The organism is Kitasatospora sp. NPDC093806, assembly GCF_040683335.1.
Classification (GTDB): Bacteria; Actinomycetota; Actinomycetes; order Streptomycetales; family Streptomycetaceae; genus Kitasatospora.
Genome location: NZ_JBFBDO010000067.1, coordinates 22,812 through 47,253 on the forward strand (window position 1 = coordinate 22,812; position 24,442 = coordinate 47,253).

24 protein-coding genes and 3 pseudogenes are annotated in these 24,442 nt (G+C 75.5%); 12 read left to right on the plus strand and 15 right to left on the minus strand.

Annotation, left to right across the window (positions count from 1 at the left end; genetic code table 11):
• Positions 1-19: 19 nt before the first annotated feature.
• Positions 20-439, plus strand: a pseudogene (locus tag AB0N76_RS26445) (NPCBM/NEW2 domain-containing protein); the annotation flags it as partial.
• Positions 440-535: 96 nt separating this feature from the next.
• Here the strand turns inward: AB0N76_RS26445 and AB0N76_RS26450 are convergent.
• From AB0N76_RS26450 to AB0N76_RS26460, 3 genes are all read right to left on the minus strand, one after another.
• Positions 536-1,222, minus strand: a complete 687-nt coding sequence (locus tag AB0N76_RS26450; protein WP_363561032.1) for a response regulator transcription factor — start codon at positions 1,220-1,222, stop codon at positions 536-538.
• A complete protein-coding gene (locus tag AB0N76_RS26455) occupies positions 1,219-2,454 on the minus strand; it encodes a sensor histidine kinase (protein WP_363561034.1) in 1,236 nt (411 codons plus the stop codon). The genes AB0N76_RS26450 and AB0N76_RS26455 overlap by 4 nt, the downstream gene beginning before the upstream one ends.
• A gap of 282 nt (positions 2,455-2,736) precedes the next feature.
• Positions 2,737-3,171, minus strand: a complete 435-nt coding sequence (locus AB0N76_RS26460) for a CBS domain-containing protein (protein WP_363561036.1) — start codon at positions 3,169-3,171, stop codon at positions 2,737-2,739.
• A 116-nt stretch (positions 3,172-3,287) separates the two neighbouring features.
• Between AB0N76_RS26460 and AB0N76_RS26465 the strand changes: the two genes are divergently transcribed.
• The 7 genes and pseudogenes from AB0N76_RS26465 to AB0N76_RS26495 all read left to right on the plus strand — a co-directional run bounded on the left by AB0N76_RS26465 (position 3,288) and on the right by AB0N76_RS26495 (position 9,550).
• A complete protein-coding gene (locus AB0N76_RS26465) occupies positions 3,288-4,217 on the plus strand; it encodes a helix-turn-helix domain-containing protein (RefSeq protein WP_363561038.1) in 930 nt (309 codons plus the stop codon).
• A gap of 64 nt (positions 4,218-4,281) precedes the next feature.
• Complete coding sequence (locus tag AB0N76_RS26470; RefSeq protein WP_363561040.1) at positions 4,282-4,734, plus strand: VOC family protein; 453 nt, start codon at positions 4,282-4,284, stop codon at positions 4,732-4,734.
• A 3-nt stretch (positions 4,735-4,737) separates the two neighbouring features.
• Entirely contained in the window at positions 4,738-5,154 is a 417-nt protein-coding gene (locus tag AB0N76_RS26475; protein WP_363561042.1) for an MmcQ/YjbR family DNA-binding protein, read from the plus strand.
• Between the two features lie 23 nt (positions 5,155-5,177).
• Complete coding sequence (locus AB0N76_RS26480) at positions 5,178-6,338, plus strand: saccharopine dehydrogenase (protein ID WP_363561044.1); 1,161 nt, start codon at positions 5,178-5,180, stop codon at positions 6,336-6,338.
• A gap of 608 nt (positions 6,339-6,946) precedes the next feature.
• Positions 6,947-7,591, plus strand: a complete 645-nt coding sequence (locus AB0N76_RS26485; RefSeq protein ID WP_363561046.1) for a TetR family transcriptional regulator — start codon at positions 6,947-6,949, stop codon at positions 7,589-7,591.
• Positions 7,592-7,693: 102 nt separating this feature from the next.
• A pseudogene (gene ligD / locus AB0N76_RS26490) lies at positions 7,694-8,572 on the plus strand (non-homologous end-joining DNA ligase); the annotation flags it as partial.
• A gap of 126 nt (positions 8,573-8,698) precedes the next feature.
• A complete protein-coding gene (locus tag AB0N76_RS26495; protein WP_363561080.1) occupies positions 8,699-9,550 on the plus strand; it encodes a DNA ligase in 852 nt (283 codons plus the stop codon).
• A gap of 177 nt (positions 9,551-9,727) precedes the next feature.
• On the opposite strand, the pseudogene AB0N76_RS26500 reads toward AB0N76_RS26495, so the two are convergent.
• The 5 genes and pseudogenes from AB0N76_RS26500 to AB0N76_RS26520 form a co-directional block, all read right to left on the minus strand.
• Positions 9,728-10,285: pseudogene (locus AB0N76_RS26500) on the minus strand (type 1 glutamine amidotransferase domain-containing protein); the annotation flags it as partial.
• 5 nt (positions 10,286-10,290) lie between these two features.
• Complete coding sequence (locus AB0N76_RS26505; RefSeq protein WP_363561048.1) at positions 10,291-10,665, minus strand: PRC-barrel domain containing protein; 375 nt, start codon at positions 10,663-10,665, stop codon at positions 10,291-10,293.
• Positions 10,665-11,222 (minus strand): hypothetical protein, encoded by a 558-nt coding sequence (locus tag AB0N76_RS26510; protein ID WP_363561050.1) that lies wholly within the window; start codon positions 11,220-11,222, stop codon positions 10,665-10,667. The genes AB0N76_RS26505 and AB0N76_RS26510 overlap by 1 nt, the downstream gene beginning before the upstream one ends.
• A gap of 67 nt (positions 11,223-11,289) precedes the next feature.
• Positions 11,290-11,742 carry a hypothetical protein gene (locus AB0N76_RS26515; RefSeq protein WP_363561052.1) on the minus strand — a complete coding sequence of 151 codons (453 nt, stop codon included), beginning with the start codon at positions 11,740-11,742 and terminating at the stop codon, positions 11,290-11,292.
• A gap of 119 nt (positions 11,743-11,861) precedes the next feature.
• Positions 11,862-12,518, minus strand: a complete 657-nt coding sequence (locus AB0N76_RS26520; protein ID WP_363561054.1) for a GNAT family protein — start codon at positions 12,516-12,518, stop codon at positions 11,862-11,864.
• Between the two features lie 98 nt (positions 12,519-12,616).
• Here AB0N76_RS26520 and AB0N76_RS26525 point away from each other — a divergent pair, with 98 nt between their 5' ends.
• Positions 12,617-13,147: a GNAT family N-acetyltransferase gene (locus AB0N76_RS26525; protein WP_363561056.1), complete on the plus strand. Its 531-nt coding sequence runs from the start codon at positions 12,617-12,619 to the stop codon at positions 13,145-13,147.
• A 61-nt stretch (positions 13,148-13,208) separates the two neighbouring features.
• Here the strand turns inward: AB0N76_RS26525 and AB0N76_RS26530 are convergent, their stop codons facing one another.
• Complete coding sequence (locus tag AB0N76_RS26530; protein ID WP_363561058.1) at positions 13,209-13,919, minus strand: TNT domain-containing protein; 711 nt, start codon at positions 13,917-13,919, stop codon at positions 13,209-13,211.
• A gap of 394 nt (positions 13,920-14,313) precedes the next feature.
• Here AB0N76_RS26530 and AB0N76_RS26535 point away from each other — a divergent pair, with 394 nt between their 5' ends.
• Positions 14,314-14,736 carry a hypothetical protein gene (locus AB0N76_RS26535; protein WP_363561060.1) on the plus strand — a complete coding sequence of 141 codons (423 nt, stop codon included), beginning with the start codon at positions 14,314-14,316 and terminating at the stop codon, positions 14,734-14,736.
• Between the two features lie 46 nt (positions 14,737-14,782).
• On the opposite strand, the gene AB0N76_RS26540 is transcribed toward AB0N76_RS26535, so the two are convergent.
• Entirely contained in the window at positions 14,783-16,195 is a 1,413-nt protein-coding gene (locus tag AB0N76_RS26540) for a geranylgeranyl reductase family protein (RefSeq protein WP_363561062.1), read from the minus strand.
• Positions 16,196-16,543: 348 nt separating this feature from the next.
• Between AB0N76_RS26540 and AB0N76_RS26545 the strand changes: the two genes are divergently transcribed.
• The gene (locus AB0N76_RS26545) at positions 16,544-17,707 is read left to right on the plus strand and encodes an LPXTG cell wall anchor domain-containing protein (protein ID WP_363561064.1); all 1,164 of its coding nucleotides are present in this window, start codon (positions 16,544-16,546) and stop codon (positions 17,705-17,707) included.
• A 142-nt stretch (positions 17,708-17,849) separates the two neighbouring features.
• Here the strand turns inward: AB0N76_RS26545 and AB0N76_RS26550 are convergent, their stop codons facing one another.
• The 3 genes from AB0N76_RS26550 to AB0N76_RS26560 form a co-directional block, all read right to left on the minus strand.
• Complete coding sequence (locus tag AB0N76_RS26550; protein WP_363561066.1) at positions 17,850-18,950, minus strand: ionic transporter y4hA; 1,101 nt, start codon at positions 18,948-18,950, stop codon at positions 17,850-17,852.
• 80 nt (positions 18,951-19,030) lie between these two features.
• A complete protein-coding gene (locus tag AB0N76_RS26555) occupies positions 19,031-20,758 on the minus strand; it encodes a protein kinase (protein WP_363561068.1) in 1,728 nt (575 codons plus the stop codon).
• Between the two features lie 6 nt (positions 20,759-20,764).
• Positions 20,765-21,607 carry a serine/threonine protein kinase gene (locus AB0N76_RS26560; protein WP_363561070.1) on the minus strand — a complete coding sequence of 281 codons (843 nt, stop codon included), beginning with the start codon at positions 21,605-21,607 and terminating at the stop codon, positions 20,765-20,767.
• Between the two features lie 495 nt (positions 21,608-22,102).
• On the opposite strand from AB0N76_RS26560, the gene AB0N76_RS26565 reads away from it, so the two are divergent.
• Positions 22,103-22,339, plus strand: coding sequence for a hypothetical protein (locus AB0N76_RS26565; protein ID WP_363561072.1), 237 nt, complete (start codon positions 22,103-22,105; stop codon positions 22,337-22,339).
• Positions 22,340-22,487: 148 nt separating this feature from the next.
• Here AB0N76_RS26565 and AB0N76_RS26570 read toward each other — a convergent pair whose 3' ends face one another.
• Together AB0N76_RS26570 and AB0N76_RS26575 are read right to left on the minus strand one after the other, a co-directional pair.
• On the minus strand, positions 22,488-23,636 hold the full coding sequence (locus AB0N76_RS26570) for a pyridoxal phosphate-dependent aminotransferase (protein ID WP_363561074.1): 1,149 nt from the start codon (positions 23,634-23,636) through the stop codon (positions 22,488-22,490).
• A gap of 8 nt (positions 23,637-23,644) precedes the next feature.
• Positions 23,645-24,319, minus strand: coding sequence for a PAS domain-containing protein (locus tag AB0N76_RS26575; protein ID WP_363561076.1), 675 nt, complete (start codon positions 24,317-24,319; stop codon positions 23,645-23,647).
• Between the last annotated feature and the right edge of the window lie 123 nt (positions 24,320-24,442).

Here is a 24,442-nt window from a genome sequence, read left to right on the forward strand (position 1 = left end):
CGCCGGGACGTACCAGCTCTCCGACCTCAACTGGTCCTCCGCCGGCAACAGCTGGGGCCCGGTCGAGAAGGACATGAGCAACGGCGACAACCAGGCCCGGGACGGCGCCCCGATCACCATCGGCACCACCCGGTACCAGAAGGGCCTGGGCGTCAACGCCTTCAGCGAGATCGTCTACTACCTGGGCGGCTCCTGCTCCGCGCTCAGCACCGACGTGGGCGTGGACGCCGAGGCGCAGGGCCGCGGCACCGTCTCCTTCCAGATCTACGCCGACGGCACCAAGGTCGCCGACAGCGGCCTGGTGACCGCCGCCACCGGGGTCAAGCACCTCACGGCCGCGCTGGCCGGGGCCAACGAGCTGCGCCTGGTCGTCACCGACGGCGGCGACGGCACCAACAGCGACCACGCCGACTGGGCCGCCCCGGTGCTCACCTGCTGACGGATCGCCCTTGAGGGACCGTCCCCGAGGGATGGGTGGGCGGGTGTGGTGGCGAGGGCTCCTCGCCGCCGCGCCCGCCCTGCTGCGTGCCGGTGCTCACAACAGGCCGTGGTCGCGGGCGAAGAGCGCGGCCTGGGTGCGGTCCCGCAAGTGGAGCCGGGTGAGGATGCGGGAGATGTGGTTCTTGACGGTGCCCTCGCTCAGGTGGAGCCGCCCGGCGATCTCCCGGTTGGTCGAGCCGGTGGCCACCAGCCGGAGCACCTCGGTCTCCCGGGAGCTCAACGGCGGCGGGGGTGGGGTCGGGGACGGTGGGGTCGGTGGGAGCGGGGGCTCCGGTGGGGGCCCGGTGGTCGGGTCGGGCAGGCCGGCCAGCCGACCGATGATCGCGGCGTCCAGCTGCGCCACGCCCGCGTGCACCAGGTGGACGGCGCGCGCGAGTTCGACCGAAGGCAGGTTCTTCAGCAGGTAGCCGACCGCGCCGGCCCGCAACGCCTGGGCCACGTAGGCCTGGTCGTCGAAGGTGGTGAGCATGACGACCCGGCAGGTCGGCACCTCCCGCGCGAGCACCTCGGCCGCCGCGATGCCGTCCATCCCCGGCATCCGGACGTCCAGCAGCACGACGTCCGGCCGGTGCCCGGCGGCGGCCTCCACGGCGGCGGCGCCGTCCGCCGCCGTACCGACGACCTCGATCCCGGGCTGGATGCCGAGCAGCGAGGCGATGCCCTCCCGGACGAGGTCCTGATCGTCCACCACCAGCACCCGGACGTCCGCACCACCGCTCATCCGGCCACCACCGCGGCGGTCACGGCGGCGGGGGCGGCGGCGGGGGTGGCGGCCACGGCCGGGGCCCGGCGCGGCACGGTCACGGTGACCGTCACACCACCGCTCCCGCCGCTACCAGCACTACCGTCGCTCCCACCGGGACGGCCGGTCCGGATGTCCACCTCGCCGCCGAGCAGGGCCACCCGCTCCCGCATGCCGCGTATGCCGTGGCCCGGTTCGGCGCCCCGGGCGAAACCCCTTCCGTCGTCGGTGACGGTCAGCCGGGCGGCCGGACCGTCCAGCGCGAGCCGGATCTCCACCCGCGTCGCCCGACCGTGCCGGCGGGCGTTGGTGAGCGCCTCCTGGGCGGCCCGGTAGAGGGTGGTGAGCGCGCCGCCGTCGTGGCCCGATTCCTCTCCGGTGACGCTGAGCTCCACCCTCAGCCCGTCGTCGCCGAGGTGCCGGACGAGGTCGGCGAGCGAGCGGGCCAGTGAGAACGGCCGGACCTCGCGCAGCGCGCTCACCGACTCACGCACCTCCGCCAGCGCCCGCCCCGCCGACCAGCGCGCGTCCCCGAGCGCCCGCGCCGAGGCCGCCGGATCCAGCTCGCGGAACGCCTCCGCCTTCTCCAACTGCACGCCGACGGCGGTGAGGTGGTGCCCGAGACTGTCGTGGATCTCCCGCGCCACCCGGTTGCGCTCCTCCGCCGTGGACAGCTCGGCGACCCGCTCCGCGTACCGGGCCAGCCGCTCGTGCGACCGCTCCAGCCGGGCCCGCGCCTCCTGCTCGCGGACCGCCACCCCGGCCATCGACAGCGCCAGGGCCAGCCCGAGCCCGAACATCAGCAGGTCCGACACGTACGCCGACTCCACCCACCAGTGCGGCACCAGCACGGTGAAGCCCGCCAGCAGCAACCCGACGCAGCCGACGGCGCTGCCGAGCGCGGCCCGCCGGCCGAAGGCCAGGTAGGCGGTGAACGGCACCAGGACGAACAGCGCCCGCGACACCCCCGAACCGTCCACCGCCGCCACCGCCGTGAACAGCACCACCCGCGCCGCCAGCAGCGCCGCGGCGGGCAGCCGGACCAACCGCCCCGGCACCTCCAGGGCGAGCAGCACCACCAGACCGACGGTGAAGACCGCCAGCCGCGCGGGGTGCGACCCGCCCGCGGTCACGGCCGCGTGGTAGAGACCGCCGGCCAGCACCACCGTGTAGAGCACCGGCGGGATCCACCGCACTTCGCGCTGCGCCATCCGTCCTCCCCCCTCCGACCGAACCGACGTCCGACCGAACCGCTGCCGGCCGAAGCGCTGGCGACCGAACCGATTTCCGATCACCGCCGGGGACGATACCCGGATTCCCCGCCACCGCTCCCACCTGGCCGGAAGACTGGTCGAAGGTCATGGCGAGCCATGGTCGACGCCCCCCGAAACCATGACGATCGGCACATGACCGGACGGGCAAAGCCGACAGCCCCCGCGCGCTCGTGGTGCGGCGCGGGGGCTGTCCGCCGGTGAACGGGCCGGCGGGCGGCGTCACCGCTTCATGTAGACGCTGTCCATGAAGTCGATGATCTGCTGGTCCGTCAGGCGCTGGCCGTCGCGGTGGCCGGTCGCGAGGTCGGCCTCGCTGATCATGCCGACCAGCCGGTCGCCGTCGATGACGGGGATGCGGCGGATCTGGTGCTGCTCCATCTTCTTCAGCACGGCGTCCATGCCGTCCTCGGCGCGGACGCAGTGCAGGTGGCCGCCGAGCTCGATCGCCCGCGTGGTGGCCGGGTCCCGCCCCTCCGCGATACATCGCACGATGATGTCGCGGTCGGTGATGATGCCCTTCAACTTCTGGTCGTCGCCGCAGATCGGGAGGGCGCCGACGTTCATGTCCCGCATCATCCTGGCGGCTTCGGCGAGGGTCTGGTCGGCGCGGATGCACTGGGCGCCGGTGTGCATGATGTCTCGGGCAGTAGTCACGGGGACTCCTCCTCAGGGTCTCCCCCCGAGCACCGGATAGTCCGGTGCGATCACCATAAGCACCGCACCGACGGACCGCGAGCCCACCGGGGCACGGGCGGGCCGATACTGGGGGCGTGACGGAGGAGTTCACGGCGGGAACGGCGGCGACGGCGGCGGGGGCGGCGGCGGCCACCCTCGATCCGGTCGACGAGGCGGTCCGGGTCCGGCCCGCGACGGCCCTGCGCCCCTACGTGGCCTGGTACTCGGGCTACCGCCAGCGCGGTCTGCCGCCCGCCCTGCACCGCGGCCTGCCGTCCCCCTACCTGACCTTCATCCTCACCCTGGACGAGCCGCTCACCATGGCCGGCCACCCCGACCCGGCGCAACCGCCCGGCCGGTACGGCACCCTGCTCGGCGGCCTGCACACCGCACCGGCGCTGATCAGCCACGACGGCCGGCAGTCCGGCATCCAGCTCGCCGTCCACCCCTTGGCGGCGCGGGCCCTGTTCGGGCTGCCGGCCGGGGAACTGGCCGGGCTGGACGTACCCGCCGAGGCCGTGCTCGGCGCGGTGGCCGCCCGGCTCCAGGAGGCGGTGCAGGAGGCACGCGACTGGCCGGAGCGCTTCGCCGCGCTGGACGGCGCGCTGCTGCGGCTCGCCCGCCCGTCCGGCGCGGTGCCGCCGGAGGTCGTCCAGGCCTGGCGGCTGCTGCGGCGCAGCGGCGGAGCACTGCCGGTGGCGGCGCTCGCCCGGGAGACGGGGTGGAGCGAGCGCTACCTCCAGGACCGGTTCCGCCGGGAGACCGGCCTCGCCCCGAAGGCCGCCGCCCGGGTGATCCGGTTCGACCGGGCCCGCCGGCTGCTGGCCGTGCCCGGCCCGCCGCTCCGGCTGGCGGAGCTCGCGGCGCGCTGCGGCTACTTCGACCAGGCCCACCTGGCCCGCGAGTTCCGCGCGCTGGCCGGGTGCGCGCCCAGTCGCTGGCTGGCGGAGGAGGGGCCACAGGCGGTGAAGTTCCGAAACGTCCAAGGCGAGGGCGCCGAGCCGGCAGCAGAGTGGAGGGCATGACGGCCGGCCGGTGACCGTGTCCCCGGCCGGCCGCCACCGCCACGACTCCGAGGAGGCACCCACCATGGACGCCGAGACCACCGCCGCCCCCGGCACCCCCACCGCAGCACCCGCTCCCCAGGTCTGGCCCAGCCTGCGGGCCCGCGACGCCCGGGCGCTGATCCGCTTCCTGGCGGACGCGTTCGGCTTCGAGGAGGTCGTCGCGTACGGCGAGGGCGAGTTCGTCGCGCACGCCGAACTGGCCTGGCCGGAGGGTGGCGGGGTGATGCTGGGATCCGACCGACCGACGCCCGAGGGCGGCGAGCCCTGGCCGGGCGGCCCCGGGACCTTCTCCGCGTACGTGGTCACCGCCGACCCGGACGCCCTGCACGCGCGGGCCGTCGCCGCCGGGGCCCGGATCACCACCGCCCCGTTCGACACCGACTACGGCTCGCGCGACTTCGCCGCCGCCGACCCGGAGGGCAACCACTGGTACTTCGGCACCTACCCGGGCGCGCCCCGTCCGACGGCGGGCTGAGCGGTGCGGACCGGTGCGCCGGACAAGCCGGACGAGCCGGACGAGCCGGACGGCGAGGCGGCGGTCGTCGAGCGGCTGCGGGCCGTCTGCCTGGCACTGCCGGAGGTCGCGGAGCGGGTCAGCCACGGCGAACCGACCTGGTTCGCGGGCACCGGCCGCCGGGCGCGGGTCTTCGTGATGCTCGCCGACCACCACCACGACGACCGCCTGGCGTTCTGGTGCCCGGCGGCGGCCGGTGCCCAGGAGTTCCTGGTCGACCGGGAGCCGGACCGTTTCTTCCGGCCCCCGTACGTCGGCCACCGGGGCTGGGTCGGCGTCCGCCTCGACCTGCCGCCGCTCGACTGGGACCGGATCGAGGACCTGGTCGCCGACGCGCACGCCCTGGTGACCGGCGGCCGGCCATCCTCACAAGATCTTTAGGTCACTTGACCTATTTTTATCGCATGCGCCTGAGCACCCCGGAGAACCCGCCCGCACTCGACACGCCCGTACCCGACGCCCCGGCCGTACTCGACGCCCTCACCCATGACCCGGACGGCCCGGTCCTGCTGGTCGGCGGCTACGGCACGGTCGGCGCCGAACTGGCCCGCCTGGTCGCGCCCGACCACCCCGTCCTGCTCACCGGCCGGTCCGAACACCGGGGAGCCGCCCTGGTCGAGGAGCTCGGCGGCGCCCCGCACGCCACCGTCCGCCGCTGGGACCTCGCCGACCCGACCCCCTTCGCCGCCGCCGTCCGAGCCGTCGTGAGCGTGGTCAACGACCCCGACGACCGGATGCTGCGCGCAGCCGTCCACGGCGCGGTCCCGTACGTGGACGTCACCCGCTGGACCGCCCGGCTCCAGCGGGCGGCCACCGTGTCCGCGCTGCTGCGCCCCCGCACGCCGGTGCTGCTCTCCTCCGCCTGGATGGGCGGCACCGTCAGCCTGGTCGCCGCCGCCCTGGCCGACCGGCTCGGCGGGGCGGACCGGGTCGAGACCGCCATCCGCTGGGACCTCACCGACCGGGCCGGCGCCGACTCCGTCGAGTTCATGGACCGGCTCGGCCTGGACTACGAGATGATCCGGGACGGCCGCCGCCGTGCGGTCACCCCGCTCAGCGACGCGCGCACCGTCCCCGTCGGCGACCACCCCACCCGGGCCGCCTGCATCGACACGCCCGAGCAGTTCACCCTGCCGCTCACCCTCGGCGCCACCACCGCCACCACCCGGATCGGCTTCAGCTCCGCGCTCGGCACCCGGGCGCTGCTCGCCGCGAAGCACACCGGCTTCTTCCGCTGGGGCCGCGGCGACCGCTGGCAGTCGGCCCGGCGTGCCCTCCTCTACTCGCCGGGCGAGGGCGGCACGGCGCTGCTGCGCGTGGACGTCTCGCACACCGGCCACACCCTCAGCGCCCTGGTCGAGGACCGCGCCGGCCAGGCCCACCTCACCGCGGTGGGCGGTCTGCTCGCCCTCCGCCGCGCCCTCGGCACCGACGGCGCGCAGCCGCCGACCGGCGTCGCCTTCCCCGAACAGACGCCCCGGCCCGACCGGGTCGTCCCCGACCTGGCCGCCCTCGGCGTCACGGTCGACATCCGCCCCGCCCACCGCTTGGATGCTGCCGCATGAGCACCCCACCGGAGCGCCCCGCCCTCACGCCGTCCCCGAATACCGACACCACCGGCCAGCCGCACCGGACGACCCACGGCGCGGACGGCACCGGCGCCCACCGGCACCTCGGTCACCCGACCGGTCCCACCGCGGCGACCACCGACCCCGGCACCACCCGGGACCGGCCGACGGGGAGCCCGTCAGTCAGCGCGCAGCAGCCGCACTCGGAGGACGCCGGCGCGACCAGGCCGACCGGCAGTACCGGCCGGCACGCGGGCGAGTCCCGGCGGTCGGCCGCGCGAAAGCCGACCGGCCGAACCACGGCACCGGCACCGAACCCCGCACACACCGAACCGGCCGACGACGGCCGCCCCACCTCGGCCGAGGCCCGGCAGGCGGGCGCGGACTCACCGGTCGGCCCCGCAGCCGCCGACCAGGGGCCACCCGGGCAAAAGGAGGCAGAACAGCGGGCAGAGGCCGCTAGCGCCGCAGAGGAGGTACCGGTCACCCCGGGCGGAAGGGAGCGGACGACGCGAGCCGTCACGAGCAAGACCCGGCAGGCGGGCACGGACTCACCGGGCGGCCCGGGGCCGCGCGGGCGCAAGGGGGCGGAACGGCGGGCGGCGTTGCTGGACGCGGCGGAGGAGGTGCTGGTCACCCCGGGCGGGGCGGAGTTGACGATGCGGGCCGTCGCGGCGGCGGCCGGGGTGCGGCTGGGACACCTCCAGTACTACTTCCCCACCCACGCCGACCTGGTGGCGGCCGTGCTGGAGCGGGTGCTGCAGCGGTCGGCGGAGCGGCTGGCACCGCTGCTCGCCCCCGGCGACACGTCCGGTGGCATGACCGGTGCCGTGACCGGTCGCGCGTCCGGCGACACGCCCGAGGGCAGCCCGGTCGCCGCGGTCGCAGCGCCACTCGCCCCCAACGACGCCTCCGGCGGCAATGCAGCGGAGGTGGTCACCGCGCTGCTCGCCGAGCAGGAGGACGCCCGGCTGATGCGGCTGTTCGCCGAGGTGTGGGCGCTCGCGGCGCGGGACCCGGCGGTGGCGGGTGCCGTGCGGCGGTTCTACGACGACTACCGCGACCAGCTCACCGCCTTCCTGGCGCGGACCCGGCCCGAGCTGCCGGAGGCGGTGCGGCGGGCCCGGGCCGGGGTGTTCGTGATGCTGATCGAGGGTGCCTCGCTGTTCCGGTCCGGTGTGGCGGGCGAGCGCGAGCCGGGCACGGACGCCGAGCTGGTCCGGGCGGCGCTGGCTCTGCTGGGCCCGTGAGGCCGGCGCGGCGGCGGTACGCTCGCGCCGTCCCGCCGGTCCGGGCAGACTGACCACACGGGCCCCGAGCCCCAGCCCCACTCCCCGGCCCCGGAGGCGGCGATGCCGCAGATGGTGGTGGACGGGCGCACGCTCGCGCTCTCGCACCTGGACAAGGTGTACTTCCCGCAGACCGGCACCCTCAAGGGCGAGGTCCTGCGCTACTACGCCGCCGTCCACGCCGTACTGCTGCCGCACCTGCGCGACCGCCCGGTATCGTTCCTGCGCTGCCCGGACGGGGTGGCGGGCGAGGTGTTCATCGCCAAGAACCCGCCCGCCGGGACGCCCGACTGGGTCCGCACGGTCGAGGTGCCGAGCACCGGCGGCGACCTGCGCCAGGTGGTGCTGGACGACGGCGCCGCGCTGCTCTGGGCGGCCAACCTGGGCTGCCTGGAGTTGCACGTGCCGCAGTGGCACGCCGCCGAGCCGGGGCTGGCGGACCGGCTGGTGCTGGACCTCGACCCGGGGGCCGGCGCGACCGTCCTCACCTGTCGGACGGTGGCCGGGCTGCTGCGCGAACGGCTGGCGGCGGACGGGCTGGAGACCTGGGTGAAGACCTCCGGCGGCAAGGGCCTGCACCTGCTGGTGCCGCTGGAGCCGACGCCGAGCGCCCGGGCCTCCGGCTACGCGAAGGAGCTGGCGGCCGAGCTGGAGGCGGCCCACCCGGACCTGGTCGTGCACACCATGGCGAAGGCCCGCCGGACCGGCCGGGTGCTGGTGGACTGGTCGCAGAACGCGGCGAAGAAGACCACCGCCGCCCCGTACACGGTGCGGGCGCAGGAGCGGCCGACGGTGTCGACCCCGCTGTCCTGGGAGGAGTTGGCGCGGGCCGGGTCGGCGGCGGAGCTGGTGTTCACGATCGCCGAGGTGGCGGACCGGGTCGCCGCGCACGGTGACCTGTTCGCGCCGCTCCTCGACCCGGGACGCGCCCGCCCCCTGCCCGCCGTCGGCCGAGGACCGGCCGTCCGCCAAGGGCCGCCAGTCCGCCAGGGGCCAGCCGTCCACCGAGGCCCGCCCGGCTCCGCGCACGACGACCAGCCGGTCGTCCTGGAACCCCCGCTGGAGGTGATGCGGCCGGCCGCCGTGCCGGCCGTCCCGCCACCCGACGGACTGGGCGGCGCCGGGGTGCAGTACGAGCTGAAGCTGGACGGCTTCCGCTGCGTCGCCTTCGCGCGCGGGGAGCGTCCGCCGTTCCTCCAGTCCCGGTCCGGGCGGGACCTCGCGGCCGACTTCCCGTCGATCGCCGCCGCCGTCTCCCGGCTGCCGGCCGGGCTGGTGCTGGACGGGGAGCTGGTCGCCTGGCGCGGCGGGCGGTTCGCCTTCGAGGAACTGCTGCGGACCCGGCAGTCGCGGGCCGCCGAGGACGTGGTGCTCGGGCTGATCGCCTTCGATGTCCTGGCGCTGCCGGGGCGGGACGTCCGGCCGCTGCCGCTGGCCGACCGGCGGCGGCTGCTGCTGGCCGCGCTCGCCGACGTCCCGCCGCCGATCCAGCCGGTGCTGGCGACCACCGACCGGACGGAGGCGCTGACCTGGATGGAACGGCTCGCCGATACCGGGGTGGAGGGGCTGGTCTGCAAGGCGGCGGGCTCGGCCTACCGGGCGCGGGGCGCCGGCCGGGTGTGGGTGAAGTACCGGCTCGGCGACACCGTGGACGCGACGGTGCGCGCCGTGACCGGGCCGCCGTCCCGGCCCCGGGCGCTGGTCCTGGAACTGGACGACGGGCAGGTGCTGCTCTCCACGCCGCCGCTGTCGCCGCCGCAGTCCCGGCAGGTGGCGGAGGCGGCGGCCGGCCGGCTGGGCTCACCGGTGCGCGATCCGCAGTACGGCGCGGTCCGGCCGGTGACCGCCGTCCTACGGGCCGAGGTGACGGTGACCGGGCGTCCCCCGGCGGCGACCTTCGTCCGGCTGCGCGGCGATTGAGCGGCGACCGACCGGCGACGGGGGCAGGAGCACGCACCCGGGACCGCGCGCCGCTCCGAAGGCGCGGCGGCCTCAGGGAGTGTGCCCGGTGTGCCCGGTGGAGGTGTGGCGGGAGGGTTCGGGCTCGTGGGCGAGCGGCCACGGCGGGTGCCGGCCCTTGGCCGCCCTGGCCGGGCCCGCGTGCGCGAACTCCGTCACCAGGGACTCCTCGAACAGCGGGAGGTCGGCCGGCTTGCGGCTGGAGACCAGCACCCCGGGGCCGTCCCGGCAGACGTGCACCGGCTCGTCGACCCAGTAGGCGCCCGCGTTGACCAGGTCGGTGCGGAGGCTCGGCCAGGAGGTGAGCGTGCGTCCGCGCACCGCGTCCGCCTCGATCAGCGTCCACGCGCCGTGGCAGATCACCGCGACCGGGCGGCCGGCGGCGGACAACTCGTGGACGAACGCGACGGCGGCCCGGTCCAGCCGCAGGCGGTCGGGGTTGGCGACGCCGCCCGGCAGCACCAGCGCGTCGTAGGCGGCCGGGTCCGCCTCGCCCACCACGTCGTCGACGGGGAAGGTGTCCGCCCGGTCCAGGTGCCGGAACGCCTGGACGTGGCCCGGCCGGGTGGAGACCAGCCGGGGTGTGCCGCCCGCCTCGGCGACGGCCTGCCAGGGGGAGGTCAGTTCGGCCTGTTCGACGCCCTCGGGCGCGACCAGGAAGGCGACCGTCCGGCCGGTGAGCGCGGTCAGCGCCATCCGGTTCACCCCGTCCGGTCGCGCGCGGCCTGGCCGGGGCCGGCCGGTGGCCGTGCAGCCGGTGTCCGGGCAGCCGGCGTCCGGGCGGCGTCCGAGGGACCGTGGTCGACGACGGAGGGCGGCGGGGCGGATCCGACCCGGGCCCGGGGGCAGTCGAGGTGGACCACCCGCTCCAGGTGGTCGATCCGGGCGACCAGGCCGACCGGGACCAGGACCGGGGCACCGGGCACCCAGGGCCGGGTGTCGACCAGCAGGTGGTCACCGGCGTCCTGCTCGACGCGGCCGAGCGGCCCGTCGGTCGCCTCGACCTCGTAGCCGGCCAGCGCCTGGTCGGCGGTGTGGTGGGAGCTCGGACGGTACTCCCACAGGTCGGTGGTCATCACGCCTCCGGGTGGTCCCACGGGCGGCGCTCCCGGCGCTCGCCCGGTCCGCGGTCCTCACGGTCGTCGCGGGGTTGACGGTGCTCGCGGTGTTCGCGGTGGTCCCGAGGCTCGTGACGTTCCCGCTGTTGCCGCTGTTCCCGCAGCTCCCGCGGCTCGTGACGCTCGCGGTGTCGGCGGCGCTCGCGGTGACCGCCCCGCCCACCGTCCGGCGCACCGTCCGCGTCCACCCGGGCCCGGCGGCGGCGGTGCAGCAGGGCCGAGAGCCCGGCCGCCAGGCCGACGCTGCCGACCCAGACCGCCGTCACGGCGACCAGGACGGTCGCGGTGGGCCTGCGCACCGCGACGCTGAGGCAGAGCGCGGACATCGCCAGCGCGGTCATCAGCACCGCCGTCGGCACCCGTCGGCCGAGGCCGCGCAGCGCGTCCCCGACCCGGCTGGACCGGCTGGCGCCCATCGTGCTCAACCGCCGGTCGAGGCGGGTGTCCCGGCGCAGATCGCACTCGATCTCGGCCAGGAGCCGCCGCTCCCGTCCGCTCAACGCGGGTCCGTCCATCTCGGTCACCTCCGGCACTCCGGTGACGACATCCTCTGGTCCGGGCGGCTGCCCGGTGGGGTGTGCGCTAATCGCTCCGGCCGGCGGGGGCCGCGAGGGCCGGCGGACGGTGGTCGCCGAACGCCCGGGGGCGGGCGAGCAGGCTGTCGTCCAGCACACGCAACAGGGCGGCGGCGTCGCGGTGCACCTCGGCCGCGCCCGCCGCACGCAGGTCGGAGGGTGCGGCTCCGGCGCCCAGGACGGCGACGCAGGCCATCCCGGCCCGCCGCGCCGCCCGGACCTCGGGCACGCTCCCGGCGACGAACACCGCGTGCGACGGTGCTCCGCCGACCAGGTCGAGCGCGGCCCGGAGCGGATCGGGGCCGGGGGCGGTCACCGTCAGCGCGGGGGTCCCGGCCGGACCCGGGGCGGCCAGCACGACCGTCCAGCCGCGGGCGGCGCACTCGCGCAGCAGGTCGGCGGAACCGGGTGACGCATGGCGCCAATCGGTTCCGAAGAGTGCCGCCGAGATGACCGTCATGGCCCACCGTTCCCGTTCCGTCCCACGCACCGGCGCGCCCTTCCAGGTTAGGCCCGCACCCCCGCCCCCGCCCGGCGCGCGGGACGGCGGGCAGAGGCGCCCCGCGCCCGGTCACCCGGTCACCCGGTCCGTGTCGGCCCCGGCTCCGGGTCGCCGGCGAGACGGGCGTGCAGGTGTTCGTCGTGGTACCGGCCGTCGCCGAAGCGGTAGGACTCGCGCAGGGTGCCCTCGGCGGGGAAGCCGCAGCGGTCGGCGACCCGGCAGGAGGCCTCGTTCCCGACGGCGTGGGCGAGTTCGAGCCGGCGGACGCCGGCGGTGGCGAAGCCCCAGCGGGTGATCGCGTGGACGGCCCGGGTGACGACACCGCGGCCGCGGGCGGCGGGCAGCAACCGGTAGCCGACCATGGCGAGTCCGTCGGCCCGGTCGACCCAGAGCAGTGCGACGGTGCCGAGCAGTTCGGCCTCGGCCGCGCCGAGGATGGCGAAATCGGCGGAGGTGCCGGCCTGCCAGCCGGCGGCCCAGCGGTCGATGCACGCCTCGGCCTGGGCCGGGTCGGCGGCGCGCAGCGGGTTCCAGAGGGCGATGTCCGGGTCGGCGGCGACCGCGATCAGGCCCGGCACGGCGCCGCCGCGGACCTCCAGCCCACGCTCCCAGGGCCGCAGCACGAGGTCGCCCAGGTCGATCGTGGCCGGCACGAAGGTGCGCGGGTCGGCGGGCTCCGGGGTGGGGGCGGGCGCGGGCGCAAGGGTGGGGGCGGTGGACTGCACGGTGCTCATTCGATCTTCCTATCCCCGGCGGCCGGGACCGGTCAAAGGATTTACCGGCCCGGGGAAACCCGCTCGGCACGGCCGTCCGGGCGTGCCACGATCGGGGCATGATCGAGCTGTTCACCGCCCACACCGCGGAGTTGGACGACGTGACCCGGGAGGCGGCCCGGGCCCTGCTGGTCGAGGAGTTCGTCGACCTGACCGAGGAGGACTGGGAGCACGGCCTCGGCGGCGTGCACGCGCTGCTCCGGGAGGACGGCGTACTGATCGGCCACGCCTCGGTGGTCCAGCGGCGGCTGCTGCACGCCGGGCGGGCGCTGCGTACCGGTTACGTCGAGAACGTCGTCGTACGGGCGGACCGGCGCGGGCGCGGCCACGGCGCGGCCCTGATGGCGGCGCTGGAGCGGGTGATCCGGGGCGGGTACGAGCTGGGGGCGCTGTGCGCGGCGGACCAGGCGGCGGAGTTCTACGCGGCGCGCGGCTGGCAGCGGTGGCGCGGACCGCTGGTCGCGCTCGGCCCGCGCGGTCCGGTGCCGACGCCGGAGGAGGAGGGCGAGGTCTTCGTGCTGCCCGGGGCGGTCCCGCTGGACCAGGACGGGCGGCTGGCCTGCGACTGGCGCGACGGCGACGTCTGGTGACCGGGACGACCGGTGACCGGGGACGCCGCCGTCGCATCGAGAGCGCCGGGCCCGGCAGGGGTCAGATCCGGGCCAGGTAGCCGTTGTCGACGAGCCAGAGCACGTTCAGCCGGGCCGGGCCGTTCGGGACCAGCGCGGCGTCGAGCTGGTACTGCAGGCCGTAGCCGGGCTGGCCGAACCAGGGGGCGATCGGGCCGGCGTGCACCTTGAACGGCTTGACCACCTGGTAGTCGTGGTAGTTGCAGGCGGCGGCCGGGTTGCTGTCGAGGCTCTGCGGCGGGATGGAGCGGTTGGCGTACGGCAGGCCCTCGGGGGCGAGGAAGGAGCCGTACTCGCTGCCGTAGCGGTCGATCTTCTGGTTCGGGTAGAGGGTGATCTCGAACTCGACCGGGGTGCCGTCGGGCAGGGTGACGTAGCCGTTGGCAGGCGGGTAGATCCAGCCCGGGTTGCCGTTGTTGGCGGTGGGGCTGTAGTAGGTCGCGAGGAACTTGTCCTCGGGGAGGCCGCCGGTGCGCTGGTAGCCGATCAGCTCGCGGCCGACCGGGCCGGTCCGCGGCAGGTCGGCGGGGCCGAGGCGCGGGTCGTTGTGGTAGTCCTCCGTGGAGCACTCGTTCGCCGGGGTGGCGGTCGTCCCCGCAGCGGCAGTGCCCGCGGTCGTCCCCGCGGCAGCCGTGTCGGCGGCGAGCGCCGGGGCGCTCGGGGCGAGCAGGGCGACGACCGCGGCGAGCGGTGCGACGAGCAGGCGAAGGCGGACGCGAAGGCGAGGGCGCACGATGTCTCCGTCGTGAAGTCGTGTGAAGTCGGGAAGGGGTGCGACGCGGCGTGAAGCCGCGGCCCGGCAACGGAGCATGATCCGTCACCCTCCGTGTCCGGGCCGCGACCTAGGCAAGCGGATCAACTGACCCCGCGTCAACAGTTCGACCCCGTCGGAGTGTCGAATCCCCCGGATTCGGCCAACCCGCGCCCACCGGCCGCCGGGGGCGCGCAGAATGGAAGGTCACGCCCCCAACCTCCGGTCCGCCCGGACACCACAACCAGGGGCGGACCGTGACCGAGCCGCTCCGCAGCGCAGGCGTTCCCTTGACAGTCCGCCGGGCCGCACCGATCCTCGCCGGTACGGCCCGGCCACCGGTCACGGCCGCTCGGCGACCCGGGGGTGGTCAGCGATGACGGACCAGTCGGCGGCACCGCGGATGCCGGCCTCGGTCAGGTGGGCGGTCGGGTGCGTCTGGCTCCACGCCGTGTTCAGCGGGCTGTCGGGGCTGATGATGCTCGCGGCGTTCAACCGCCAGCAGGGTGACGCGGGGGCGGTCGTGCGCTTCCTCTCGATGGCGTCCGTGCTGGTGGGCCTGCTGCTCGGCACCTGCGCCGGGCTCGCCCCGCGCGGGGCCGGCTGGACCTGGACGACCGTGATCAGCATCGAGGCGCTCTTCGCCCTCCCCTGCGCCGGGCTGGTGCTCACCGGCGTCGCCTTCCCGCTCCCCGGCATCGCGCTCGCCTCGTTCGTCCTCTGGGTGTTCCTCTCCGCGGACGGGCGCGAGTGGTTCAGCCAGGAACAGACGGCCGGGGATCGCGGCCGGCACCGCTGAACCCCGGCCACTCAGCCTGCCGTTCCTTGTCGGCGGACCGCCGCACTCAGCCCCGGCTGCTCGGCGCCAGCCGGCCGAGCAGGTGCAGCAAACGGTCCAGCGCGTCCCGGGAGTTGGGCTCGGTCAGGTTGACCATCAGCCGGAAGGTCGCCCGCAGCAGGGCCGGGCTGCCGATTCCGGCCGCCCCGGCCGCGCCGACCAGCCGGGGGCGGGCCATCGCCGCCGCCGCCAGCCGGCCGAGCGCGAAGTAGCCGTCATAGGCGGCGCGCAGTGCCTGCGGGTAGGCGCGCAGGGCGAGTTCGCGGCCGCGGTCGGTCCGCCGGGCCAGCGCCTGGACCACCGCCTCGGCGGCGTACCGGCCGGACTCCATCGCGTAGGCGATGCCCTCACCGGTGGCCGGGCTGACCGTGCCACCCGCGTCGCCGATCAGCAACAGGCCGTCGGCGTAGTGCGGTTGGCGGTTGAGGCCCATCGGGAGGGCGGAGCCGCGGACGGGTTCGGTGACGGCCGCCGGGGTGTAGCCGTAGTCGGGCGGGAGGTCGGCGCACCAGCGGCGGAGCAGTTCCCGCCAGTCGATCTCGCGGCCGACGGCGGCGGTGTCCAGCACGCCGAGGCCGACGTTGGCGGTGCCGTCGCCCATCCCGAAGACCCAGCCGTAGCCGGGCAGCAGGCGGCGCGCCGGGTCGGCGGGGTCGCGCAGGTCGAGCCAGGCCTCCAGGTAGCGGTCCTCGTGGCGCGGGGTGGTGATGTAGGTGCGGTAGGCGACGCCCATCGCCCGGTCGGTGCGGCGGTAGCGCTTCATCGCGAGGGAGAGCCGGGTGGAGTTGCCGTCGGCGGCGACCACCAGCGGCGCGTGGTAGCTGACGGGGCGCCGCTCCTCGCCGAGCCGGGCGGTGACGCCGGTGATCCGGCCGGTCCGCTCGTCGAGCAACGGGCCCGCCACGTTGGCCCGTTCGACCAGCCGGGCGCCGAGCGAGGCGGCCCGGCGGGCGAGCAGCTCGTCGAAGTCGGCCCGGCGGCGGACCAGGCCGAAGCCGGGGAAGGCGGACAGTTCCGGCCAGTCCAGTTCCACCCGCCGGCCGCCCGCGACCAGGCGCAGGCCGCGGTTGTGCAGCCAGCCGGCCGATTCGGAGACGTCGATGCCCAGGTCGATCAACTCCCGGACGGCGCGCGGGGTCAGGCCGTCGCCGCAGACCTTCTCGCGCGGGAACGCCGACTTCTCCAGCAGCAGGACGTCCAGCCCGGCGCGGGCCAGGTGGCAGGCCGCGGTGGAACCGGCCGGGCCCGCGCCGACCACGATGACGTCGGCGCTGTCCACGTCGCCCGCCGGGACCTCCGCCGGGGCCGTCAGCTCGCCCGGCTCCGCGGGCTGCCCGGGCTCCGTCGGCCCGGTCGTCCCCGCCGCGGTGGCGTCCGGGCGGGCGGGGCGGGTGGACGGCTGCTGTGCTGGGCCGGGCATGCGGCGCTCCCACGGTGTCGGTTCGGCGGCGGACTCAGCGGATTCGGCGGACTCAGACGATAGGGACCGGGGCCACCGCGCCGCGCCCCGACACGCGGACGCCCGGCGACCCGGCCGCCGTGTGCGGACGGTTCGGTGCACGGGTCCCTCACATCCGGGTGACCGGATCGTTGCGGTGGATTAGTCGGACAATCAGCCGTGCACCCTCGCAAATCGGCCAAACCCCCCTTGCATGGCCGGAAACGGTGGGGGAGTTTGAGCCCTCTCGTTCGACCGCTCCGGCCGACCGGGGGCTCTCCCACCTGCCGCGCGGTTCCACCCGGACCGCCGATTCCCGTTGGACAACGCATGCGCATCCGCTCCACCGCGGCACGATCCCTCGTCGCCGTCCCCGCCGTCGCCGCCCTGCTGCTGGCCGCCCCGACCGCCGAGGCCACCGCCGGCGGCGGCCAGCCGCCGAAGGGGAACAACGGCACCGTCAAGATCCACGACTCGGCGACGGGCGAGGAGCTCCGGCGCAACGAGCCCAAGGTCTGCACCTTCTACCTGGACTCCTTCGGCTTCGACCCGGGCCAGGACATCGTCTGGCTGATCTCCGAGGTGCACGACAAGGGCGAGAACGCGGTCGCCTACGGGGACCTCCCGGTGGACGGCAAGGGCCACGTCCGGACCACGGACATCAACCTGCCGGACGGCCACTACAAGCTGTACTGGGCCTCGGTGGAGCTCGACAACGGCAAGCTGCCGGCCGAGCCCAAGCTCAACAACCCGAAGCACAAGGTGTTCAAGGTCGAGTGCGGCGGCAAGCCCACGCCGACCAAGTCCGTTCCGGCCACGCCCACCACCACGCCCACCGGCACCCCCTCGGCGACCCCGACCGTCACTCCGTCGACGACCCCGAGCGGCACCCCGACCGTCACCCCGTCGGCCACTCCCTCGCAGACGCCGTCCCAGACGCCGTCCCAGACCGCGACCCCGAGCCCGACCGGCAGCCCCACCGGCACGCCGAGCGCGACGCCCTCCGCGACGTCCAGCGCGACGCCGAGCGCCACCCCGACCGCCACCGGCTCGCCCAGCACCTCGCCGAGCACCTCGCCCAGCGCGTCACCGAGCGTGACCCCGTCGGGCTCGCCGTCGGTGTCCCCGTCGAAGAGCCCGTCCGCGAGCCCCTCGGTCACCCCCTCCGCCACCGGCTCGGCGAGCCCGTCGGCCACCGTCGCGCCCGGCACCGAGGAGCCCGAGCCGACCGCGACCGGCCCGGTCAGCAAGCCGACGGCGACCGTCCCGGTGCAGACCCCGCCGCCCGGCACCGTCGTCAACCCGGAGAACCCGCTGATCCTGCCGGCCAAGATCAGCGTCCCCACCCCGATCCCCGGCGCCACCCAGACCGGCCAGGACCTCGCCTCCACCGGTAGCGACGGCACCCTGCTGATGGCCGGTGCCGGTACGGTGCTGCTGCTCGGCGGCGCCGGCGCGGTGGTCTACACCCGCCGCACCCGCCGCTCCTCCTGAGCCGAGGGCCGACCCGGCGTGTCCGGGCCCGCACCCCGGGCCCGGACGCGCGACGGGCCGGCGACCGCTTCCGGTCGCCGGCCCGTCCGGCGTTCCCCCCTCACCCCCGCACCCCCTCGGCGTCCCCGCCTCCGGGGGCCGCTCAGGGGTTGATCGCGAGCACCACGTACGCCGCCAGGATCGCCAGGTGCACCGCGCCCTGCAGCGGCGTCGCCCGGCGCGGGATGACCGTCAGGGTGCCGACCACCAGGGTCAGCGCGAGCAGCACCAGGTGCGAGGGGTCGAGGCCGAGCACCAGCGGCCCGGCGAGCCAGTGCGAGGCGATCGCGACCGCCGGGATGGTGAGGCCGATGCTCGCGAGCGCCGAACCGAGCGCCAGGTTGAGGCTGGTCTGCACCCGGTTGCGGCGGGCCGCGCGCAGGGCGGCGATGGTCTCCGGCAGCAGCACCAGCAGGGCGATCACCACGCCGACCACCGAGGAGGGCAGCCCGGCCGAGTAGACCGCCGACTCGATGGTCGGCGAGACGCCCTTCGCCAGGCCGACCACCGAGATCAGCGCCACTCCGAGCAGCACCAGGCTGGTCACCATCTGCCGGACGGTCGGCGGGTCGGCGTGGTCCTCGTCGTCGAGCACCTTGCCCTCGGAGCTGACCGGCAGGAAGTAGTCCCGGTGCCGGACCGTCAGGGTGGCGACGAACAGTCCGTACAGCACGATCGAGGCCGCGGCCGCGAAGGCCAGCTGGGCGGGCGCGAACTGCGGGCCGGGCGAGCTGGTGGTGAAGGTCGGCAGGACGAGGCTCAGCGTGGCGAGGGTGCCGATGGTGGCCAGCGCCGCACCGGTCCCCTCCGCGTTGAAGACCGCCACCCGGTGCCGGAACGCCGCCGCCAGGATGGACAGGCCGAGGATGCCGTTGCAGGTGATCATCACCGCGGCGAACACGGTGTCCCGGGCGAGGGTCGCCGACTTGTCGCCGCCGTCCGCCATCAGGGTCACGATCAGCGCCACCTCGATGACGGTCACCGCGACCGCGAGCACCAGGGACCCGAAGGGCTCCCCCACCCGGTGGGCGACCACCTCGGCGTGGTGCACGGCGGCGAGCACGGCGCCCGCCAGGAAGCAGGACACCACCCCCACCACCCAGCCGGGCAGGTCGCGGTGCCAGGTCAGGGCGAGGACGAGGAGGGCCAGCAGCGGAACGACCGTGGTCCACTGCGTGGCGGCTGATCGGAGCTTGGGGAACATGTCGCCGAGCATCGCATCCGGAGCGTCCGGTTCCGCGGCGACGGCGCCGGGAAGCCGGCGGATGTGGCCGACCTCATGGCTCAGCCGCCGTACTCGGCGAGGTAACCGAGCACCCGTGCGACGTGCGGTTTCACCCGATCGGGGACACCGCGGGCGTCCGCGACGGTCTTGTCGCTGGTCCGGTAGCCGGCCGTCACCAGGGCGGGCAGGCCGGTGGTGAGGCCGCGTTGTTTGAACCGCTGGGCGAGCCAGCAGACGTAGTTGCCCATCGAGGCGATGGCGTCCGCCGGGTCCAGGTAGTTCTTGACGCCGTCGTGGTCGCCGTCCTGTGCCCAGGCGTTGAAGACGGCGGGCGTCCACATCGCCACCCCGTACTCCCCGGTCTCGGGACGGGCGGCGGCCGGGTCGAAGCCGGACTCCGCCTTGAGCATCGCCGCCAGCAGCACCGGGGTGATCTCGGGCTCGGGACAGCGGCGGGCGGCGTCCTCGATCGGACCGCGCAGCGCGGCGGGCACGTCGGCACCGGACGGGATGGCACCGGGCAGGCTCGCGCCGGACGGGTTCGCGCCGCGTGGCGGCGCCGCACCGGCGGGCCGTCCGCCGGACGCGGCCGGGTGCGCCCCGCCCGCGTCCGGGGCGGCGGGTTCGGGAGCGCCGCTCAGGGCGAACACCGCCGCGCCGGTGGCGAGCAGCGCGACGACGGCGGACCGCCGGCGGCGGACCGCGTTCCCCCGCGTCCGCGAGGAGCCCGGGCCGAGCCCGCCGTCACCACCACCGTCGACATCACCACCATCCGCGACACCACCATCGTCGACACCACCACCATCGTCGACACCACCACCGTCACCGACCGCCGCCGCCAGCAGCGCCGCGAGATCCAGCTCCGCACGCCGCCGCCGCTCCGCCGCCAGGCAGGCGGTGACCAGCGGCCGCCACCGGTCCGGCAGCGCGGCGTCCAGCCGGAGCGGAGCGCTGCCGCGCGCGTAGGCGAGCGCGGCGAGCGAGCGGGCGCGGGCGGTGGCGCCGAGGAAGGGGTGCAGTCCGCCGGTGAGCAACTGGTGCGCGAGGACGCCGAAGGCCCACAGGTCGGCGCTCGGGCGGAGCGCGACGCCGCGCGCGCCGGTCCGCTGCGACCACCACTCGGGCGGGACGTGGTCCGGCGAGCCGAGCGGCGGGGCGTACGCGTGCGTCCCCTCCAGTTCGGCGGTCAGGCCGAAGTCCGCGAGCTTCGCGGTGCCGTCGGGCATCAGCAGGACGTTGCCAGGCTTGAGGTCGCCGTGCACCCAGCCGGCGGTGTGCATGTGGAGCAGCCCGGCGCCGACCTCGGCGAGGATCCGTCCGGCGTCCGGGACGGGGGTCGGGGGCCGGGCGGCGGCGAGGACGTCCTGGAGGCTGCGGGCGGCGCGTTCCATCACCAGGGCGACCGCGCCGTCCAATCCGGGGTGGGCGGGGTCGGCGAGGGTGACGACGGTGAGGGTGCGGATCAGGTGGGGATGGTCGGCGCGGCGGCTGAACCGCATCTCGCGGTGGGCGATCTGCAGCATGGTGCGGCGCTGACCCGGGCTGAGCCGGGCGGGATGGAGGAACTTGACCGCGGCCTCGGCGAGTTCGGGACCGCCCCCACCCTCCGGACTCCCCTCCACCGACTCCGGTGCGACCCGACGGGCGGCGTAGACACTGCCCCAGCCGCCGGCGCCGATCGGCGCGCCGATCCGGTAGCCGGCCACCAGGTAGCCGGGCGGCACCTCGAACACCTGTTCGGTGCCCGCCGGTTCGCCCCGGGTCGGCCCCGCCGCGCGCGCCGCCACCGCCGGTCAGCCGCGCCGGGGCGGGAGCAGCGCCAGGTGCTCCTCCCGCACGAGGTCGAACCGCAGCGCCAGCGCGACGAGTTCCTCCCGCTTGCCGCCCGCGACGCCGCCCTCCCCCGGGGCCGCGTCCGCCTCCGGCCCCTCGCGCAGCCGGAGTTTGCTGCCCACCAGGTAGTCGATGTGGTAGTTGACCGCCGAGCGGGTGAGGTCCCGGCAGGACGGCAGCGCGCGCAGCCGGGACACCACCTCGGTGGCGCCGGGCACGGCGGCGGCGGACGGCGAGCGCAGCCGGGGCTCGCATAGCGCGAGCAGCACCAGGAAGTACTTGGCGGTCGGGTCGAGGGCGAACGGGCTGACCGTCCGCTCGCCGCCCGGCTGCGGCCGCGACGTTTCACCGCCGATCCCGTCCGACTCGCCTGTCAGATAGGCGTGTTGGGGCGCGAAGACCTTGAACGCGACCGGTTCGCCGAGGGCCGGCAGCAGCACCCGGGAGAACTCGAACGGGACCGGCGCGCCGAGCCGCCCGGGCGCCACCTTGACGTGCTCGCCGGCACCTTCGAGGTTCTCCACGACGTAGGTCGCGGTGGTACTGAAGTTGGAGAGCCGCCAGTAGTCCTCGGCGGCGGCGATCTCGCCGGCCCGACGCGACACGCCCGGGTCGGCGATCGGCACGGCGAGCGGCCGGCCGGGCTCGCCGCGCCCGAACTCGACGGTGTCGCCGGGGCCGAGGTGCAGGAGCGCCGGACGGGGCGGCGGGGCGGTCCGGGGCGGCCGTGACAGCCGGGCGAACCGGCGGTCGGACGGGACCGGCGGGCGGGGGTCGGGCAACTGCACGATGACCGTGGTCATCCAGGTCACCTCCGTTGGTCGGCTCGATGGTAGCCGTCCGAACGGTCTGGCGCCGGTGCGCCACTCGTACGAGTGAACGCCGCCTCGGTGACGGCGAGTTGGCCACCGACGCCGGTCGCGCGGCCGGAAACCGGTCGGCGGACGCGGCACTCGGTCGTCGCCGAACTGCCACCTGACGGTAACCGTGAGGTCACTGGCAGGATTGCAGCATGTAGTTGAACGGTCACCTTGGGTGTGATGCAGCACACATAGGGCATCTGTGCGATCTGTGCAAGACTCATCCCACAGAGTGAGATTCCCTTTCATTCCAAGGAGGTTGACATCATGCGCGCTCGGATCGCAGCTCTGATGCTGGCGGCGGCAGGCATCACGGCGGCTACGGTTCTCCCGGCCTCGGCCGCGACGACCGGCCAGGAAGTCGGCGGTACCGCGTGTACGGCCGTGCTGAACCACCCGTGTGTGTGGCAGGAGAGGGACGGCGGGGGCGTCGTGGGCGTGGCCCAGGTATCGGCCGACCCCGCGCAGTTGACGGTGGTCCAGGTCGAGGTCCGCACCCAGCGTGCCTGGGGCAGCCCGTGGATCACGGCCGCCTCCGCGACCACCATCGCCAACGGGTCCGCCAAGGCCGTGACGCCCCGCGTGGTCACCGGCGACCTCAAGATGGTCTGCGCGACCGCCGGCCCCGCCCTGGACGCCGCCCAGCGCGTGACCACCTGCACCGGCCCGTTCTGACGCACCATCCGCTGACGCACCGTCCACCGACGGACGCGACAGCACCGGCACCCACGCCAGATTGACGCACCGGGGCCACCCACCCCCCACACTGCAGGCCGGCCGCCACCTCCCACCTCAGGCGGCCGGCCCTCCCGTGCCCGGGCCCCTATCGCCCGGTGTCTCCCCGGCGGGTGTACAGCCAGGAGGCGAAGGTGTCGAGGGCGGGGGCCGGGTCGTGGCGGCCGAGGCCGATGCGGAAGCGGTCGGTGGGGGTCGGGGTCAGGTCGGAGTGGAAGACGGAGGCGGGCATCAGGAGGACGCCGGCCTCCTCGATCAGGTCGGCGCAGAGGGCCTCGACGCCGTCCGGGCCGAGGTAGCGCGGGTAGGCGACGCAGCCGCCGTCCGGGGCGCGCCAGTCGAAGAGGTCGTCGAACTCGGCGAAGAAGTCCTCGAACAGCGGCAGGTTGGCCGCGATGATCGCCCGGTTGCGGGCCAGGATCGGCTCGCGGGCGTTGATCGCGATCCGGGCGAGGATCTCGCTGGGGGCGGAGTTGCAGATCGTGGTGTAGTGCTTGGCGCGCTCCAGGCGGGTGCGCAACTCGCGGTCGCGGCAGGCGATCCAGCCGATCCGCAGGCCGGGCAGGCCGAGCGACTTGGAGGTGACGTTGAGCGAGAGGGCGCGCTCGGAGAGGTCAACGGCCTGCGGGAGAGCGCGGGCCGGGTCGCGCTCCAGGCCGCGGTAGACCTCGTCGCTGAACAGGTGGATGCCGCGCTCGTCGCAGAGTTCGGTGAGCCGGACGAAGTCGGCGGCGTCGATCACCTTGCCGGTGGGGTTGTTGGGGAAGTTGACGGAGACCACGCGGGTGTTGGGGCGCAGCGCGGCGGTGAGTTCGTCGAGGTCGAGCGCCCAGTCCCGGTCGGGGTCGAGGGCGACGCCGGTGACCTCGCAGAGGGAGAGCGGGATGGTCTCGGCGGACTGGTAGTTGGGGGTGAGGACGACGGCGTGGTCCGCCGGTCCGAGCAGGACCTGCATGGCGAGGTTGAGCGCCTCCTGGGCGCCGCCGAAGCAGATCACGTCCTCGGCGCCGGCCCGCTCGTACATGCCGGCGATCGCCTCGCGCAGGGCCGGGTCGCCGTAGGTCTCGGTGTAGCCGAGGGCGAGGGTGTCCCAGGCGTGCCGGTCCTCGGGGCCCGCCAGGGCGAGGAGTTCGGACATCGGCATGGTCTGGGCGTCGGAGGCGGTGAGGTGGTGGCGAGCGGTGAACTCCCAGCGGGAGAAGTGGGTTTCCAGCCGGAAGTCGGGGAGTCGGGTCATGTCTGGTCTCATTCCTCGGTGCTGCGTTCCAGGGGGCCGGTGTCGCGCGGGTCCGCGGGGGTGTCGCGGAGTTCGGCGAGCAGGGTGTAGACGGTGGACCGCGACACCTTGAGCGCGGTGGCCACGGCGGGGATCGCGCGGCGGACGGCGAGCACTCCGGCCCGGTCGAGTTCGCGGAGCACGGCGAGCCGGTCCTCGCGGCCGAGCCGTTCCGGCGGTCGGCCGTGGGCGCGGACGTAGCCGCCGACGACCTCGTTCATCCGCTCGGTCCAGTCCTGCTCGAAGAGCGGTTCGGGGCGCGGCGCGGTGGGGGCGGCGAAGGCGGTGAGCAGGGCGGCGGCGTGTTCGAGCGGGCCCCGGTCGAGGTTGACGCACAGCACGGCGGCGGGTCGGCCGTCCTCGTCGCGGAGCACCGCGCTGACCGAGGAGAGCCGGCGGCCGTCGGGCAGCAGCTTCGGGTAGGGGCCGTAGACGTCGGGGGCGGCCTGGTCGAGCCCGTCGAGTTCGCCGAGCAGGGACGGGTCGCCGGGGCCGCGTCCGCCCATCGGGTTCCAGATGGCGAGCACCCGGTCGCGGGCGGCGTCGTGCAGCACCACTTCGGCGTAGGGCCCGAGCAGCAGGGCGACCGCCTGGCAGACGGAGGCCCAGGTGCGGACGCGCGGGTCGGGGTTCTCGGTGGGCATGTCTGGACTGTACGTCCAGGCTGGACGTTTCGTCCAGTGATGGCGCGGGAGGGGAAGCGGCCGCCGCAGCGACAAGCCGACGGGCCCGCCCCATCAGTGCCGGGGCGGACTGGGCGGGGCCCG